Source organism: Enterococcus sp. CWB-B31 (genome assembly GCF_020567645.1).
Classification (GTDB): Bacteria; Bacillota; Bacilli; order Lactobacillales; family Enterococcaceae; genus Enterococcus_L.
Genome location: NZ_JAJDJW010000004.1, coordinates 92,238 through 110,555, shown reverse-complemented (window position 1 = coordinate 110,555; position 18,318 = coordinate 92,238). Strand labels below are relative to the sequence as shown.

The 18,318-nt window shown below is 39.9% G+C and carries 15 protein-coding genes and 1 riboswitch; of the genes, 2 read left to right on the top strand and 13 right to left on the bottom strand.

The features are described 5' to 3' along the window. Positions 1-146: 146 nt before the first annotated feature. The 7 genes from sapS to LI954_RS05885 all read right to left on the bottom strand — a co-directional run bounded on the left by sapS (position 147) and on the right by LI954_RS05885 (position 6,001). Complete coding sequence (gene sapS, locus LI954_RS05915; RefSeq protein WP_229443949.1) at positions 147-1,172, bottom strand: two-component system sensor histidine kinase SapS; 1,026 nt, start codon at positions 1,170-1,172, stop codon at positions 147-149. Positions 1,173-1,190: 18 nt separating this feature from the next. Then, positions 1,191-1,865 carry a two-component system response regulator SapR gene (gene sapR, locus LI954_RS05910; RefSeq protein WP_202064120.1) on the bottom strand — a complete coding sequence of 225 codons (675 nt, stop codon included), beginning with the start codon at positions 1,863-1,865 and terminating at the stop codon, positions 1,191-1,193. A 217-nt stretch (positions 1,866-2,082) separates the two neighbouring features. After that, a complete protein-coding gene (locus tag LI954_RS05905) occupies positions 2,083-2,565 on the bottom strand; it encodes a TrmO family methyltransferase domain-containing protein (RefSeq protein WP_229443948.1) in 483 nt (160 codons plus the stop codon). A 48-nt stretch (positions 2,566-2,613) separates the two neighbouring features. Then, positions 2,614-3,441 (bottom strand): MerR family transcriptional regulator, encoded by an 828-nt coding sequence (locus LI954_RS05900; RefSeq protein WP_229443947.1) that lies wholly within the window; start codon positions 3,439-3,441, stop codon positions 2,614-2,616. A gap of 40 nt (positions 3,442-3,481) precedes the next feature. Beyond that, positions 3,482-3,673: a hypothetical protein gene (locus tag LI954_RS05895; RefSeq protein WP_229443946.1), complete on the bottom strand. Its 192-nt coding sequence runs from the start codon at positions 3,671-3,673 to the stop codon at positions 3,482-3,484. Positions 3,674-3,838: 165 nt separating this feature from the next. After that, the gene (locus LI954_RS05890) at positions 3,839-4,951 is read right to left on the bottom strand and encodes a 3D domain-containing protein (protein ID WP_229441854.1); all 1,113 of its coding nucleotides are present in this window, start codon (positions 4,949-4,951) and stop codon (positions 3,839-3,841) included. 210 nt (positions 4,952-5,161) lie between these two features. Then, positions 5,162-6,001, bottom strand: a complete 840-nt coding sequence (locus LI954_RS05885) for a putative ABC transporter permease (RefSeq protein WP_229443945.1) — start codon at positions 5,999-6,001, stop codon at positions 5,162-5,164. Positions 6,002-6,209: 208 nt separating this feature from the next. Here LI954_RS05885 and LI954_RS05880 point away from each other — a divergent pair, with 208 nt between their 5' ends. Both LI954_RS05880 and LI954_RS05875 read left to right on the top strand, forming a co-directional pair. Then, positions 6,210-7,946, top strand: a complete 1,737-nt coding sequence (locus tag LI954_RS05880; protein ID WP_229443944.1) for an ABC transporter ATP-binding protein — start codon at positions 6,210-6,212, stop codon at positions 7,944-7,946. Continuing rightward, on the top strand, positions 7,936-9,702 hold the full coding sequence (locus LI954_RS05875) for an ABC transporter ATP-binding protein (RefSeq protein ID WP_202064109.1): 1,767 nt from the start codon (positions 7,936-7,938) through the stop codon (positions 9,700-9,702). Before LI954_RS05880 ends, LI954_RS05875 begins: the two co-directional genes overlap by 11 nt. Before the next feature lie 40 nt (positions 9,703-9,742). Here LI954_RS05875 and LI954_RS05870 read toward each other — a convergent pair whose 3' ends face one another. The 6 genes from LI954_RS05870 to LI954_RS05845 form a co-directional block, all read right to left on the bottom strand. Next, on the bottom strand, positions 9,743-10,291 hold the full coding sequence (locus LI954_RS05870) for a folate family ECF transporter S component (protein WP_202064107.1): 549 nt from the start codon (positions 10,289-10,291) through the stop codon (positions 9,743-9,745). 25 nt (positions 10,292-10,316) lie between these two features. Then, positions 10,317-10,420: riboswitch (THF riboswitch) on the bottom strand. Between the two features lie 468 nt (positions 10,421-10,888). Continuing rightward, a complete protein-coding gene (gene mgsA / locus LI954_RS05865; RefSeq protein ID WP_202064105.1) occupies positions 10,889-11,311 on the bottom strand; it encodes a methylglyoxal synthase in 423 nt (140 codons plus the stop codon). 92 nt (positions 11,312-11,403) lie between these two features. Beyond that, positions 11,404-12,132: an epoxyqueuosine reductase QueH gene (locus tag LI954_RS05860; protein ID WP_229443943.1), complete on the bottom strand. Its 729-nt coding sequence runs from the start codon at positions 12,130-12,132 to the stop codon at positions 11,404-11,406. 2 nt (positions 12,133-12,134) lie between these two features. Further along, positions 12,135-12,926 (bottom strand): M15 family metallopeptidase, encoded by a 792-nt coding sequence (locus tag LI954_RS05855; protein WP_229441858.1) that lies wholly within the window; start codon positions 12,924-12,926, stop codon positions 12,135-12,137. A 231-nt stretch (positions 12,927-13,157) separates the two neighbouring features. Next, a complete protein-coding gene (locus LI954_RS05850; protein ID WP_229444004.1) occupies positions 13,158-15,116 on the bottom strand; it encodes a KUP/HAK/KT family potassium transporter in 1,959 nt (652 codons plus the stop codon). Between the two features lie 514 nt (positions 15,117-15,630). After that, complete coding sequence (locus LI954_RS05845; protein WP_229441859.1) at positions 15,631-18,270, bottom strand: calcium-translocating P-type ATPase, PMCA-type; 2,640 nt, start codon at positions 18,268-18,270, stop codon at positions 15,631-15,633. Positions 18,271-18,318: the final 48 nt, after the last annotated feature.

Below are 18,318 nucleotides of genomic sequence, written 5' to 3'. Positions count from 1 at the left end.
ATGGCATTTCTGATTACCTTGTCAAACATACTTTTTAATAACTTAGAATAAAAATTACTCAACAGTAAACAAAAAAATTCCCTCTTAAAAAAGAGAAGGCGGTAATGACCTCCACTTGGACTGCATTTTCTATTTATCATTCAACCTCAGCGAATTTCATCATAATAATTGATAAAAGGAAAAAAGAGCAGCATAGTGGTTCCTTCCTGTTCAACTGATTCTGCAGATAGTTCGAGACCCAGTTTGTCTGCAAGCTGTTTGGCCAGATATAATCCCAGACCAGTAGAATGCTGTGCTGACTGTCTGCCGTTTTCTCCCGTAAACCCTTTGTCAAAAATCCTGTTGATATCTTTTGCGGGAATACCAATCCCTGAATCTTTTAATTCCAGACTAATCCCTTCCTTGTTCCGAGAAAAAACAACCGTAATTTTTCCTCTAGATGGTGTATATTTCACTGCATTGCTGATTAATTGTCTGAAAATAAACTCCAGCCACTTCCCATCTGTTAAAACCTTTTGATCCTCTCCCTCCAGAGAGAAACGTAGATTTTTCTGAATAAAAGAGTATGCCTGAGATTTTATGACAGACTGAACTACCTGTTTTAATGAGTATTCCTGAATCAGATAATCCTTTGAAAAGCTGTCAAGCCGGGAATAATAGAGGACCTGTTCCACATATTCATCCATCTTAGCCAGCTCATTCTCCGCCAAAGAATAGATGTCCTCAGAAAGATCATCCTCTGCAGAATCCAACAATAGTTTCAAAGCAGCTAACGGAACCTTAATTTCATGCACCCATGAGTCAATATATTCTTTATGCTCCTGCTGATTATCAATGATTTTCTCCATTACTTTCTGATGCTCATTCAGCAGGCTGTTCACATACTCCTGAGTCAGTATCTCCTCTGTCTTTGCTGCTCCTTTAAGATATTCCTCAAGAGGAGCCGGCTGTTTAGACAAGTCCAACTTCTGCCACCAGCGCCTTTTCAATAAAAAATCCGTGACCAGCAGTGCTATTAAACACAGCAGCTCCAGTATAATTAAATAACTGATCGTTGAAAAACTTAGCCTTGTATCAGGAGAAAGCCATACAACCAGGCAGGTCAAACCAATCAAAAAGAACCAGCCGAATAAAACGATCCGTTGATCTTTTAAATATTTCCAGAATGTCATCCTATCCTCCTGTCCGGACTATGGTACAATATAGCCCTGACCAACCTTGGTTTCAATGTATCCTTCAATACCGGCTTCTTCAATTTTTTTCCTTAAACGATTGATGTTCACTGTCAATGTGTTGTCATCTACAAACCGTTCATCTTCCCATAAAGCTCTCAGAAGCTTTTCTCTGGTCATTATTTTCCCGTGCTTCTTCATTAGTATATACAGAAGGCGATATTCATTTTTGCTTAAGTCAACAGATTCTCCGTTGATTTTCATATTGCCGTTATCCAAATTCAGCGTAATGCCATTGTGTTCCAGTACTTCGTTTCCCGGCTCAGAATAGTTGTAGGAACGTCTCAGCAGCGCGTTGATTTTTGCCACCAGTACATCTAGCTGAAAAGGTTTTGTAACAAAATCATCTGCACCCATATTCATTGCCATAATCATATCCATATTGGTATTGCGGCTGGAAATAAAGATAATTGGGAGCTTCGATACTTCCCGGATTTTCTGGCACCAGTAGTAGCCGTCATAGACAGGCAGATTGATATCCAAAAGAATCAGCTGAGGGTCTTCTCTTTCAAAATCATCAAACACTTGGTGGAAATCTGTCGTACCGAACACAGACAGCTGCCATTTTTCCAGTTCTTTCATAATCAGGCTGCGGATTGTTGCTTCATCTTCTACAATCATGATTTTAATCATCACTAATTCCTCCATCATGTTATTCACTACTATCTTACCTTATATAGAATATTTCGTCATGAATTCTGGGTCTCTCTTCTTCATTTTCATTTTTCTTCGTCATTTGTTTTTAAACTTGTGAAAAAAGAAACATTGAGTGCATCATATACACCCAATGTTTCTTCAATTTCAACTCTGCTTTTCAGCTTTTAGTTATAAACAGCAACAGACTCCAACATTAAAAATTAAATTCATTTTCCCAGTCAAAATCACCCGATGTCTCAACATTTTTAGGCCAGTGAGCACTCCATTCTGGAACCAGTGGCGTTTCGACACGATCTTCACTTGGTGTGTAAGGTTTGATATCCAACAGAGGACTATTATTTTCCGCATCAATATAATCCAGCTGAATTCTGCCGTTCTCCTTATCCAGATGAATCACACCAGAAGTAGAAACCGCCAGCGGATTGGGTCGAATCGGAGAGCGTGTTGCAAAGATTCCCAAAATATCCGGTGCCTGTTTGTACGGGCTAGCAACTTGGAAAATCTCTCTCATCTCCGGCTGATCCATCTTATCTAGCCAGTAAATTACTTTTAAATGGCTAAACCCTTCCAGTCCTTCCAACGCCTCTGTATACTTTGGCAGCAGTTGGATAAAGCTACTCTTTTCATTGTTCTCAATATGACCGATTGCCTGTACTGTAAATGCTTTTTGCTCCATATTTATCCCTCCTGTAATCACAGGATAAACCCTGCCATCATGTGAGGGTCAAGAGATTTTTTTAATTGGAATTTGAATTTCAATTAAATAATCTTCTGGCTTACTTCCCGTCTCGGGTCCCCTGTGACTTACTTGTCTGGTCGGCTTCAGCATTTCGTACTCTTCATTTTCTGAAAGCCAGTTGGCAAAATAAAAATAGGCTTCTTTAATATTCTCGTAAGGACCTAAAATAAAAATCGATGCTGCTAACGGGATTTTCTCTATCTGATAACAGGTCAATGGTTCTTTAACTTCTGCTGTCTCTTTTAGCTTCAAACAAATTTCTATCTCCACATCTTCTTCACGGTAGCCCTCATCATGAAAAATCGTAAAATTATCTGGTGCCTGCTTTTGATATTCCAGCGTTTCGCTTTCCAGAAGCTCTATAAATTCCTGCCATAAAGGACCTTCATGATAATAAGAGTGAATACGTTTTCGCAAGCTGACAATCGGTTCACTTGGCAGCTCTCGAAAAATCACATGGAAATCTTTCTCATCAGGATTTTCCATTTTTTCAAGAGTCTTCGACAAATAAAACAGACGCCGTTGTTCCTCGGCAATTTCTTGCTCAATCTGTGCGTATTTTTCCTTCAGCCTTTGCTGGAAATGTTCATCTGTCACTTCTTCAGCAATAAGTTCTTTAATCTCAGCTGTTGAAAATTTCATATTTCTTAATAAAATAATTTTTTGAACTTTTAGAAGCTGATTAACATGGTATATCCGATAGCCAGCCTCCTGATCTACTTTATGCGGATGCAACAGTCCTTGCTCATCATAATATCTCAACATTCGAATCGATACTTGAGACAGTTTTGAAAATTCCCCTATTCTAAACATAGCGGCTCCAATCTTTTTGTTTCTATACATGAAATCATTGTTACTGTACTAGCAGCGTAAAAACAATAACACTACCTGAAAACAGCAGAATCAACATATTAATACCAAAAAATATTGCCAGTTTTTCCAGTCCCTCAATCTGCGTTTTTTTCTGGAGACTTCTGTAAAGGAAATAATTTCCTCCATAAACAACCGCCATCAGCAGCCCTATGATTTCTATGCCAATTAACATAAAATAACTCCTTATCTGTCACTTCTCTTCTATTTATTGTAGTCTAAGACGGTTATTCTTAAAATCCTTTTTTACGATTTTGATATAAACAAATAGATGGGAAAGTCCACAATCAGAAAAATATAAAAAGGCTAAGCCCGCAAGCCCAACCTTTTACTTTGGTTCCTATTGTATTTCCACTCTCACATTATGACGTCGTCCCCAGCTAATACATTCAGAAACTGAGTTAAAGTGAACATCAATGATATGTCCCTTAATAGCGCCGCCTGTATCCCCGGCAACTGCATAACCGTAGCCTTGAACTATTACAAGTGATCCTAATGGAATGACACGCGGATCAACTGCAATGACATTGCTCTGTACTCGAAGGTCTATTCCCAAGGCAGTGATAAAACCTGATCCTGCTTCTGTATATGAATAAGCTGTAGATTCCATATACATGACCTGACCGCTTCCAGCACTCTCTCCAGTATTAGTATTGCCGCCTGAAACGGGCGTTTCAGTGGATGGCGATGTCTGTGATTCGTCTGATGCAGATAAATCGGAGTTTGCTGATGCAGTCTCAGCCAGTCTAGCTTCCTCTGCCGCCGCTCTCTCAGCTGCTGCCTGTTCTTCAGACAGACGATTTTGCTCAGCAATCTTCTTAGTATTAATTAATTGAATTGTTTCTTCATTACTTGCCAACTGTTCTTTTAAAGCAGCAACTTCTATGTCCATAGCATTTGCTTCTTCCTGCAGTTTTGCTTCATTTGTCTGTAATTCTTCTTGACTTACTCTCACAGTTTCCTGCAGTTCTGATAATTTTTCTTTTTCAGCGGCAAGGCTTTCGATCTTTTCTCTCTCTGCATTCTGCAAAACAGTCATTGCATACGCTCTGTTAAAAAAATCTGTTAGACTTTCAGATTCAAGAAGAACCTGCCAAGTCCGGGTTTCCCCATTTAACTGAATGGCTTTCATGCGATCCCCAATTGCAGTTTTTCGGCGATCAATATTTTGTTCTGTTACAATAATTTCTGCTTCAGAGTTTTTGATCGTCTCTTCTGCACTGGCAATATCTTCTTTAAGTTTTTCAATCTCAGCATACTTTTCATTAACATTTGTTAATGTCGTATCTATCTCTGCATTAAGAATTTGTCCCAACTCCGTTGCTTGCTGCTCCTCTTGTTCAAGGGAATCCAACGATTCCGCAGCAGCAATAACAGAAGGGAAGGCCAGATTTAATAAGATGATTGCCGATAAAAACGGCATCAGCCTTTTAATTCGCACTGAATCCAACACCTTTCCTATAATAAATCCTAACTCTATTTATTATACTAATCTTAAGAGATTATATTGTTTCAACTGTGTTACAAATTATTACATTTTAAAGATTTCTTAAGAATTTCTGTAACATTGATCTCTACCCATTAGTGTTTTTTTTTAATCAATTAGAAATAAATAAGCGGTTATTCTCTTAAAAATCACTTGTAATACACTTTTTTACATCTGTTACATTTTTTCTTTTTTGTTCTTAACAGAGCGAACCAATCCCTTCACTGTTTCAGAGTTGTTCAACGTATTCAATTTCAATTTTGGATAATTCTTAATCCAACGACGTTGACTGAAGTTCAAGCGTTTCAAACGCTGATCAATTGCTGTATTTTTTCTTAGCTCATCAAAAAATATCTGATGTTTTGTTATTTTTACAGATAATTCTTTTTCAACCGACTGCCTTAGCTCATTCAGTTCAGCAGCAAAAGCTTCTCCTCTTTCCAACATCGCTGCAGACAGTTCTTTCGCTCTCTTTTCAAGCACTTCATTCAGTTCATCTGTAATTTTCCTGAACTGCTGCATGTTCGTTACGGTATAAATCATGTCGGCGGCCAAAATTACAAGTAACACAACTGGGAGTCCCCACCGGAATCGTTCCTCTAAAAAATTTGCCAGAATCATTACTCTGGGATGAATGCTTTGCACAACCACAACACAGGCAATCCCCCAAAAAGCAGAAACAGGCAGCGCCACACGACCGTTAATGTTCAATGGTACATCTTTATAATCCCACCAGGATGCATGAAACATCTTTTCAAGAAAATAACTGGTAAGGTATTCCAACACACTGACCAGTATAGCAGAAAGGAAATATAGCAGAATAAGATTATTCTTAAATGGTTCCAGAAAATAGAGTACGCCTAAAATACCAAACCCATAAATCGGACAATATGGTCCTGCCAGGAATCCTCTGTAAACAAATCGGTCTGCTTTCAATGAGCAGTACACAGTCTCCCAAAGCCAGCCGATAAAAGAATAAATAAAGAAAAGTAAAATAAGTTCTACCCATTGATGCAATGAAATCGCTCCTCTTTTTTGCAGAAAACAGAGTTGGTTATTGATTTTCTCCTTAATCCATCAACTATCCTGTCCGTACTTGCCGGTGGACAGCTGTCGTAAAAATTACAAACCTCTCTTTATTGTAGCAAATACCTAACTGAAAAAGCGAGCACCTTTATTTGAAAGGAAAGTTAAGATACAATAAATAGACAAAGGTGGGAAAAAGATGGTTCAATTACTAACATATGCAAAAAACTATAAAAAACAAATAATTTTAGGTCCTTTCTTCAAATTTTTAGAAGCTTGTTTCGAACTGGTTCTTCCTCTCATGATGGCTCGCCTGGTAGATTCGGGAATACAGGAAAATAATTCTGCTTATGTCCTCAAAACAGCAGGCTGGATGATTTTGATGTCGGTACTTGGCCTGTTCTGTGTGATGATTTGTCAATATTACTCTTCTATTGCCTCACAGGGATTTGGAACAGAGCTCCGTAATCAGCTGATGAAGAAAATCAACACTCTTTCACATACCGAATTGAATGACTTGGGAACAGATACCCTGATCACCCGTATGACCAGCGATATCAATCAACTTCAGCTGGCTCTGGCCATGCTGATCCGCTTAGTCATACGTGCACCATTCCTAAGCATCGGCTCTGTAATTATGGCCTTCTACATTGATTGGCAGGCGGGATTGATTTTTTTGCTGCTGCTGCCTGTTTTTTGTCTTATTCTTTTTGTTATCATCAGAATAACCGTGCCATTATACAAAAAGGTACAGCAAATACTTGATCAGTTAAATCAAAGGATCAGCCAAAATCTAAGCGGTGTCCGTGTTATTCGCGCTTTCTCCCGCCAACAAACAGAGATTCAGCATGTGGATGAAACAACCGATAAACTTGCAGCTGTCTATTTGAGAGTTTCAAAAATATCTGCTTTTCTCACTCCTGCAACGACTTTGATTATGAACCTGGGTATTATCTTCCTCTTATACATCAGCGGGATTAAAGTATCTATCGGCTCACTTCAGCAAGGAGAAGTTTTGGCATTAATTAACTATATGAATCAAATGCTCCTAGCATTGATTGTCGTCTCAAATCTAGTCATCATTTTCACCCGGGCTTCTGCTTCTGCTTCGAGAGTTAATGAAGTATTGGCACTAATACCAAGTATTACTGACTCTGCTGATGCACTGGACAATAGCACTGCAAATCAGGCAGATACTGACATTGTCTTTGATTCGGTCTCTTTTCGTTACCAGCCTGCTGCCGGATTGGCCCTGACAGATATCAACATTACCATTCCGAAAGCAAGTACACTTGGAATTACCGGAGCTACCGGAAGCGGGAAAAGTACGTTTATCCAACTAATTCCGCGGTTCTACGATGTCAGTGAAGGGGCAGTTTCTGTTGATGGAATAAATGTAAAAGGCTGGTCACTAGACCGGCTGCGGCAAAAAATCGCCACTGTTCCTCAGACTTCTGTCCTTTTTACCGGAACCATTCGGGAAAATCTTCAATGGGGAAAAACAGATGCTTCAGACAAAGAGTGCTGGGATGCTTTGGCTACTGCCCAATGCAGTGAATTTGTTGAACAGCTGGATCTCGGACTGGACACGCCTATTAATGAAGGCGGCAGAAACTTTTCCGGAGGACAGCGGCAGCGGCTGGCCATTGCCAGGGCATTGATTGGCAAGCCGGAAATTCTAATTCTTGATGATTCACTGAGCGCGCTGGACTATCAAACAGATTTAAATCTGCGGACAGCACTTGCCAGTGATTTAAAAGAAACAACACTCATTGTTATTTCTCAGCGAATCAGCTCCATTCGAAATGCCGATCAGATTCTTGTATTGGCAGAAGGAAAATCAGTTGGGCTTGGCAATCATGAAGCATTAATGCATACATCCAGACACTATCAGGAAATCGTTACTTCGCAGGAGGACTCAGATCATGCTGAATAAAAAAGCTTCAACAAGGTCATTCAGAAAGTTCCTGCCCTATCTTCTTCGTTATCGATTGGAGCTTCTTCTCTCTCTGCTTCTTGGATTGGTCAGCGGGTGGGCAGCAGTGGCAATAACAGAGTATCTTGGTAAAGCTGTAGATACAATGATTGGAAAAGGAAATGTAGTTTCTTCTTCTCTCTATACAATCCTTGGTCTTTTAGCAGGTATCCTGTCTGTTACAGTGATCAGTCAGTGGCTGATTCAGCTTTTAGGAAATCGCGTATCGTACCTTTCTGTCGCTGAACTTCGTAAAGATACTTTTAGAAAATTAAATACTTTGCCTCTTAATTACTATGACCAGCATTCTCACGGAGACATCGTCAGCCGTTTTACCAACGATATGGACAATATTTCGATAGCCTCTTCCGCTGTGTTCAACCAGCTGTTTTCAGGTGCTGCAGTAGTTATTATTGCTTTTGTATACATGATACGAATGAGCGTCAGCTTAACAATGGTTGTATTGATAACAACCCCGATTATTTTTATCGTCAACTGGCTGGTCGCTGCTGCTTCACAGAAAAATTTTGCTGCACAACAGAAAATTGTAGGCTCCATTTCAGGCTTTGTTTCAGAAATGGTGGCAAATCAAAAAATTGTCAAGAGCTTTCAACAGGAATCTATAGTTCAAACCAGGTTTGAAGCACTGAATCAGGATTTATATGTACAGGGGCAAAAGGCGCAGTTCTCTTCTTCTCTGACAAATCCTTTATCCCGATTTATTGATCATCTTTCCTATATTGCGATTGGACTAGTTGGCGGATTGCTTTTGTTATCTGGAAATATGACTGTCACAGTGGGGGTTATTTCGAGTTTTACTATTTATGCCACTCAATTTTCCAAGCCTTTTATAGAGCTCTCAGGTGTAATTACCCAAATTCAGACTGCTTTAGCCGGGATTGACCGAACCTTTAATCTTTTGGAACAGCCCGCAGAGAAGTCAGACGATCTAAATGCGATCACTCTTACCAATGTTAAAGGAAATGTTCTCTTCAATCACGTCAATTTTTCATACATTCCTTCAAAGCCACTGATTGAAGACTTCACGCTTTCTGTAAGTGAAGGGGAAACCATCGCCATTGTAGGAAAAACCGGAGCTGGAAAGTCTACATTGGTAAATCTGTTAATGCGCTTCTATGATGCAGACAGCGGAACAATCACAATTGATGGTCATTCCATCTCTTCTATTACCAGAAACAGCCTGAGAAAAAGTTTTGGGATGGTTTTACAGGATACCTGGCTGTTTGACGGAACCATCCGAGACAATCTAACCTATGGAAATCCAGCTGCAACCGATCAGGAGATTACGACCGCACTGAACAAAACACACACATTGGAATTTATTCAACGACTTCCACAGGGGCTGGATACAAAAATAGGAAGCCATGGGATCAAAATCTCTGAGGGACAAAGACAGCTGTTGACCATCGCGCGAACAATGATCAGTAATCCCCCTATGCTGATTTTAGATGAAGCAACAAGCTCTGTGGATACATTGACTGAAAAGCAAATTCAAGCCGCCTTTTTGGAAATTATGAAAGGACGAACTAGTTTTGTCATTGCCCATCGTTTGTCAACGATAAAAAATGCAGATAAAATCTTAGTAATGGAGTCAGGAAAAATTGTTGAAATCGGCAGTCATGACAATCTGATTGCACGTTCTGACAGCTATTATCGTGCTCTCTATGAAGCACAATTTAATGATCAGACACAGTAATAAGAAAAGGCCTTTCCGGGGATGACGGAAAAGCCTTTTCTTATTTATATGAGGTAGTTAATTTGCTCAAAAATTGTTTATATGGAAGTTTTGTTCCTATCAGATAGGTTCCGACAACTTGAACAGGGAAAAATATACTATTTTTAATGATTCTTGGAATCCACCAGGCAATATTTGCCAGATCTACGCCATACATCAATCCCAGCCACAGCGGCGTTAGAAACAGATGAACAATGCCCGTAACCAGCAAAGTTGCTATAAAAACTCTCAGCCAAGTCAGTTCTTTCCTGTAATAGAAAAAACCATAAATCCCGCCTGTAATAATAGCATTCAGTGTAAACCCCGGGAAATACGCCCCTGTTTTAGGAAACAGAATTACACCGACTGCATCTGCAATCGCACTGCCGATTCCAGTCCATAGAGGACCAAAAAGAACCCCCATCACCGATTCAGGTATAAACGTAAAACTGATTCTCAGAAACTGATCTTCATACGACAGAAAGCGCGTAAAAACGACTACCAAAGCAATTAATAATGCCAACAGTGTCAGCTTTCTTGTTTCCAGAACTCTTTTTTTCATCCTTAGCATCTCCTCTAAGAGCTGCTACAATTAATGCAGCGAATGCGAAAATAAAACCGCGGATTTCGATTGCAATCCTTCGTCCACAGGGCGACATCCCATCCCCGCAGCACTTAACGCTTTACTTTCTACTCTGATTTATTTTAGGCCTGCGCCTAAAAGGACTATAGCATATCCCATTCACAAAGGCAATGAAATGGGACACTGTCTCCACTATAAAAGTACAAAAACACCTTTCAAGATTATATATACTTTGTCAAGATCAAGCAAAAGTTCAGAATCCGCAACAATGAATTGAGGCAGCCAACCGGAAGCACCTTGATATAGTACCGACATTCCTTCCTCAGTTCCCCTGCCTTTTCAATGGGTATCACGACTTGTCCTATCATCTGCAATCCTGTCCAACTCCTTTTTTCCGCAGCATAAGACAGATCATACTAAGAGAAGGGCATTTTTATTTATTTTTTCACTTTCTATCTTCTTCATGCTTTTGTCATGACACTGTCTGGTATGAGGAGTACAGCTCCTGTCCTCTTTTCCAGTTTCAACATGGATTTACACATATTAATCTTTTTTCTCTTATTTTAAAACAAGCTGCTCTATTATCTATAAAGAAAGCGGGCGGTTATCAGTTTCATGTACAATTTCCCGAAAATCTGCAAACCCTGCCTGAAGTCCTCTTAACAAAATTTCTGCTGTTCCAATATTGGTTGCCAGTGGAATTTCATAGACATCACTTAAACGAATCAGTGCATTAACATCCGGCTCATGGGGTTGAGAAGCCAAAGGGTCCCTCAAAAAAATAACCATATCCAGATTATCTTCAGAAATCATTGCACCAATCTGCTGATCTCCTCCAAGCGGACCGGATTTAAAGCGATGAACAGGAAGTCCTGTTGCTTCGGCAATTTTCCCGCCAGTTGTTCCTGTTGCAAACAGTTCATGTTCAGCTAAAATATTTCTGTATGCCAGGGAAAATTTAACAATTAAATCCTTTTTTCGATCGTGAGCGATCATTGCTATTTTCATTTTATTATCCTCCTTTTTTTACAAACCTGCTGCCAATGAATAGACAGTTAGTGTCAGTCCAATAAATACAGAAGTAAATTTGAAACAATTATTCAGTCCTCTGGCTGATTCTTTAGGAATTCCTGTGCGCCTTTGCTGATTTGCTTCAAGTCAACTCCTTGTTTCTGTGCTGCAAAAAGACAGCCGCAGTAACATTGCCGATAGATTTCATACTCTCTGCAAAGCTCAATTGATCGTTTATACCCGTTATTCTTTTTAAAATCACTCGGCAGATAGTTTGTTTGATAGAACTTTTGAATCTCTATTCCGATTTCATTAATCAGCTGACTGTTTTTCTTTGGTGACAAAGTTAACGCACTACCAAAGTAGTCATAATTTAGTTCCTGAGCTTTTTCAGCTGCAATATCAAGACGCAGCTGAAAACAGGAAGAACAACGTTTCCCGCCTTCCGGCTCTTCTGCAAGATGTCTCTTTTTCACCATTTGTATAAACTGGTTTGGTTCATACGGAGCAGATAAAAACCCTACCTGATTTCCGGTTTGCTTATTAAATTCCTCTACAAATTGCTGTTGAACAGCCTCTCTTCTAAGATATTCCAATCGTGGATGAATATTGGGATTCGCAAAGTAAACAGTTATATCTGCATATTGAGTTAAATACTCCAGTGCTGTTGTGCTGCAAGGCGCACAGCAGCTGTGGAGCAGTATAGTTGGTCGTGACTCTGCTGCTCTCCACTGCTTAATTAATTTCTGCAAAACGCGATCATAATTGATCTTCTGATTAGCGTTCATCTTTTCAGTTATTTCAGTTACATCAAACATGCTTATTCCCCGCTGACATAATCTCCGCCTTCAACATTTAGATATTCTTCCAGTGTAGTATTTCTTTCTTTTATCTCCTGAGCTGCTTTCTCACCGACATAACGAACATGCCATGCTTCTGCTACGTATCCGGTTATCTCTTCCTGTCCAGGTTTATAGCGAACAATAAAGCCATACAGATGTGCATTTTCATCAATCCAATCCGCTTCTTCTTCAGATCTGACCAATTCTCCGGCACTGTTGATAAAATCAAATGCCAGCCCGGTCTGATGCTCGGAATACCCTGGTCGTGACGAGTAGCGGTCTGCTTCTTCCTTTCCATCACTTTTCACATAGTTTTGATAAAGAGCCTCCTGATCTTTGTAGCTTCTGTAGCCGCTGTATTCAGAAGAAATATTCATCCCTAAATTTCTCATTTCCGCATTCATTTTATTAAAAGCTTCCAATGCCTCCTGGTTCTCCCCTGGATCATAGGATTCGGGTAATGGATAGCGCTTATTAACAATCACAATATCATTAACAATCAGCGGCTCCTTCATCGTTTGAGGTGTATGATTTATTTCTGATTCAGCTGACGATGCAGTTTTCCCGATCTCTTCTTCAGATGACTCAGTCAGTAACTCCTGATTAACTTCCACCGCAGAACTTTCAGCAGTCCCTTCCTCTGAACGAATAAGTTTATCAAATTTTTCCGTCATCTTTTTCTGGTTGTTTTCATAATAAAAAAATGAACCTATCAGCAGTACAATTGCAAGTATGCTTAATTTAAAAAAATATTTATTTCCTTTGTCCATTCATGCTCACCTGTCCAGTCTAAAAATTCACTGCCAAGAACAGTCCCTTTTTATTGTCTCTATTATACTGATAAAAAGCAAATCTGGCGAATGTAAAAATAAAAAAGCAGCCTTCTTTCAAACCAGCCCTCAAGCATTAAATTTTTAGTTTGATGGTTTGAGGGCTGATTCATTCTTCTAAGGTTGCTTTTTTTCTGTTTAGCATTCTATTCACTTCATAAATTTTAACAATTATTTAAGTTCAGTCAATCCTTGTTTCCGTTCAACCAAATGTGTTTTTCTGGTCGTCCCTATAATCAGCGGAACTGATTCATAACGTACATCACTATATTCCAAACCAAACCAGTTTTCCGGAAGAATAGTCATACGTTTAATCGCAAGCTTCATCTGCATAATCTGACGATCCCACTTCTTCAGCTCTGTTACTTTGGACAGCTCTTCCCGAATAAGAACAAATTGGAAATCGCCAACCTCCCGTCCCGGTGTGATAGTGTATTTCTGCGGCTGTTTGGCCAAACGACCTTCTTTCATCAAGTCATGGACAATCTGGTGCAGGTAAACATTTACTTCCTGAGACACCCTGAAACCAAGATAAAGCTGTACTTGTACAATATAGTCAGTTCCCATCATATCCACAGTATATTCTTTCGTGAACGGCTCATCTGTTACAGCTACATTGACAAACCAGTAGACCTTTGCACGTTTTGGACGTTTATCCAAAATAGAGTACATGATTGCCCGTCCGATTTCGTCACTGATTAAATCAGGTGTCATGAAGACAACATTTGTCTGGTACATTTCCAGACTTTTATCTTCTTTCAGCTCTGCCAGCTGATCCATATAGTCCCGGATTGGTACTGTATCTGAAGTTTTTTCTTTAATGATATTCCCCCATTCCCAAATGGTCATGACTGCCAAAATCAGCAATGCAATTCCAACAGCAACGTAACCGCCATGGAAGAATTTTACAATACTGGAAATAAAGAAAACTATTTCAATACTGCCGAAGAACAACGTAACCAAATAAACAAAGGCTGCCGGTACTCCTTTTTGTCTCAGGAAAAACATCAGCAGAATAGTAGTCATAAGCATCGTTACAGTGATAGAAAGTCCATAGGCTGCTTCCATACGAGTGGAGGTTCTGAAGAACACAACAACTGCTGAACAAGCCAGCCAAAGCAGCAGATTCAGCGATGGAATATACATTTGCCCAATCGTCGAGCCGGGATAGATGATTCTCATTCTTGGCAGCAGTTTCAATTTGATTGCTTCTGAAACTAATGTAAAGGAACCGGAAATCAGCGCCTGTGAAGCAATGATTGCAGCGATTGTTGCGAAAATAACACCAAATAAGGTCAGTGAATCTGGTATCATTTGGAAAAACGGATTTAGATTTTCAATCCTGGTAATTTTAGGATCATTCTGTGATGCTAAAATCCAGGCTGCCTGTCCAAAATAATTTAACAATAGACAAATCTTAATATACGGCCAGCTGAAGCGGATATTCTTCTTACCCACGTGTCCTAAGTCTGAATAAAGAGCTTCTGCTCCAGTGGTTGCCAGAAAGACATTACCCAAAATAAAAATACCCAGATGATTTTCAGAGCTGAATAACAATTTCACAGCATAATAAGGACTTAATGCTCTGATCACTGTCAAATCCTGAGTAAAATTGCCTAAACCAACCAGCCCTAAAAAAGTAAACCATAGAAACATAATTGGACCGAAAGCTTTTCCTACCGCATCTGTGCCAAAACGCTGAACGGAGAATAAAATCAATACAATCAACAGAGTAATAACGACGATAACATTCTGATCCATGCCAAACCGGTCAAAAAATATCGGGATTCCTCTAAGCCCTTCAATCGCTGTGGTAACTGTTACTGCCGGAGTCAAAATACCATCTGCCAACAATGCAGCCCCGCCAATCATTGCAGGAATAATCAGATATTTCCCGCTTTTTCTAACCAGCGTATATAGTGAAAAAATCCCACCTTCTCCGTGGTTGTCTGCATTCAGCGCAATCATGACATATTTCACTGTCGTCAAGATTGTCAGCGTCCAGAAAATTAAAGATACCGCACCAAGAATAAAATTTTCGGATACTTCTGTGATACCGCCGTTGTCTCCAACAATCGCCTTCATCACATACAAAGGACTTGTTCCAATATCTCCGTAAACAACACCCATCGCTACCAACACACCTGCAGCTGTCAACTTGCGATGACTGTTTGCAGTTTTCCCTTGCTTTGTCACTGTGTTCTCCTCCTACAGCATTTGCCATAATATATTTTAATAAAAAAGACCTAAATGAACAAACATAGCTGGTTTGCCCATTCAGATCCTCTCATCTGTTTTTACAGCTGATTATCTGCGGACAGATTGCCTGTCCTCTGTCCTGAACACCTTTACTACATCCACGTCTGTTTGGTCCTCAGACTGGCTACATTAAGCTATTCATTTGATAATCACTATAATACTCTTATTCAATTTTATCAACCTATATATGTGGAATGAATGAAACTTTTTTTGATTCTTCCATAAAATTCACCTGCACCTGAAAAATGCTTTTTTCAGTCAGCCGAAAAATATCCATAAAGTATCAGATAAAATGAATTTTTAAACTACCGTACAGCAGAAAAATCATTTAGCCATTTCAAAGTCTAAAGATTCAGACGTATTCTGCTGATTACACTTCTTTATCTTATATTTCCTCTTCTTCCTCAGGAGAAAAATGGAATTTAATCAACTCATTCACAAAAATCGGAACTACCGACAACGCAACAACCAATGCCCAATGTGTCAGCCCAATTGGAACCAAATTAAACAGTTCCTGAGTAAAAGGCAACAATGCAATCGTTGTTGTAATCACCACAGCCAACACTGCCATTTCAAATAATGATTTATTTGAAGACAGTCTGACTCTAAAGATGGAATTACGGCTTCTTACATTAAATACATGAATAATAGATGAATAAGCCAAAACCAGAAAAGCAACCGTCTGTCCTACTTCATGACTGGCACTTACCCAATGAGACACGCCATCTACAAACGCCCCTAAATAAAAACCAAGCAACGTCACTACCGTAAAAACAGAGGCATTAACAGCAATCTTTTTCCAGAGCCCTCTGGAAAAAATTCCTTCATCTCTCGGAATTGGCCTCTCAGTCATAATCCCATTTTCTGCGGGTTCTCTTCCTAATGCAAATCCTGGAAGTCCATCTGCCACAACATTGACAAACAGCAGCTGAACCGCAGTAAACGGTGCCCCCCAGCCTAAAAGCATGGCGATCAGCACAATGAAAATCTCAGAAATATTACAACTCAATAAGAAATTAATAGCTTTACGAATATTCTGATAAACAGTTCTCCCCTGAGCTACAGCATCAACAATCGTTGCAAAATTATCATCTGTCAGAATCATATCTGATGCACTTTGAGCAACATCAGTTCCTGTAATTCCCATTGCACAGCCGACATCACTGGCTTTTAATGCCGGCGCATCATTTACACCGTCACCGGTCATTGCCACGACGGCTCCGGTACGCTGCCAAGACTTAACAATACGAATTTTATCCTCAGGAGTTACACGTGCATAAACAGACAGCTCTTTTACTCTGGCATCTAATTCTTCGTCACTCAATTTGCGCAGCTCCGCCCCTGTCAAGGCTTCACTTTTGTTGCTTAATATGCCCAGCTCTTTTGCAATAGCCCCAGCAGTCACCACATGGTCTCCGGTGATCATAACCGTCTTAATTCCTGCTTTCCGTGCTTTTTCAATGGCACCTTTACTTTCAGGTCTCGGCGGATCAATCATTCCAACCAGTCCAAGCAGTCGCAGATTCTTCTCCAGCGCTTCTGAGGTAATATCCTGAGGCTCCTCATCGTGAATCGCATAACCGACTGCAATAACCCGTAACGCCCGTTTACCAAAACGGTCATTGACAACAGCTGCCTGATCCACATCCCCATAACGGAAACGAGTGAGCAGCACATCAAAAGCACCCTTTGTGACAGAGATATACTTTTTGCCCATTCGATGAACAGTCGTCATCATTTTTCGTTCTGAGTCAAAAGGAATCTCTCCAATTCGAGGATATTTTTCCTCAAGTTCTTCTTTTGTATGATAATTTTCTTCAACGGCGCGAACAATTGCAGCTTCTGTTGGATTCCCTTTGATAATCAAATCATCGTTTTCTTTTTCAACCGTGACATCCGTACATAGGGCTGCCATTTTCAGTACTTCCATCGCTTCACTTGTCATGGCATCTTCTGTATCGGTCACTTCATCCCCACGGGACCATACACGTCGTACCCGCATGTTGTTCTGGGTCAATGTTCCTGTCTTATCTGAACAAATTACACTGGCTGTTCCCAAAGTTTCAACAGCCGGCAGCTGACGAATAATTGCATGCTTCTTCGCCATTTTCTGAACACCGTAAGCCAATGTCAACGTCACGATTACTGTTAGTGTTTCCGGAACTGCCGCAACAGCAAGTGAAACAGCGGTCATAAACATTTCCAGCATTGGTTCTCCCTGAAGTTCTCCGATCGCAAAGACTAAAGCAGCAGCTACCAGTGCAATGATACTAATTCGTTTCCCCAATTGGTTTAACCGAATTTGAAGAGGGGTTTTCTGCCTTGTATCATTTCCTAAAAGGCCTGCAATTTTCCCCATCTCCGTATCCATTCCAGTTGCGGTAACCACGGCTCTTCCACGACCGTTCGAAACTGTACAGCCCTTAAATACCATATTAATCTGATCCCCTAACGAATCCTCTTCATCCGCTATGTACATAGGATCCTTTTCCACTGGTTCACTTTCTCCAGTTAAGGCTGACTCTTCCACCCGCATTTGAGAGGACTCTATTAAACGGGCATCCGCGGTAATCATTGAGCCGGACTCTAAAATTAGAATATCGCCGACAACTATATTTTCTGCGTTGACTGTTTCAACTTTTCCATCTCTTAATACAGTACTCGTTTGTTTGTTCATATCTTTTAAAGCATCCAGCGATTTTTCTGCATTCCCTTCTTGAACAATCGCCAACACTGAGTTGATAATAACAATTGCAATAATCAGAATTCCTTCAAAATACTCATCATGCTCTGTCACAACCGCTGTATAAAATGAAATAGCTGCAGCTACTAATAAAATAATTGTTGTAAAATCAGTTAAGCTGTGGAGAAATTTCTTTAAAATTGACTCCTTTTTAGCGTCAGCAAATTTATTCGCACCGTTTTCTTTTAAACGTTGCTCTGCTTCCTGTTGTGACAACCCTGTTTCTTCGTTTGCTTTTGTTTCTTTCAATACTTCTTCCAGCTCTTTTTGTTGAATTTCCATCCTATCCCCCATTTAGTTATTTCCTATTTAATAGTAGTACTCTACAAT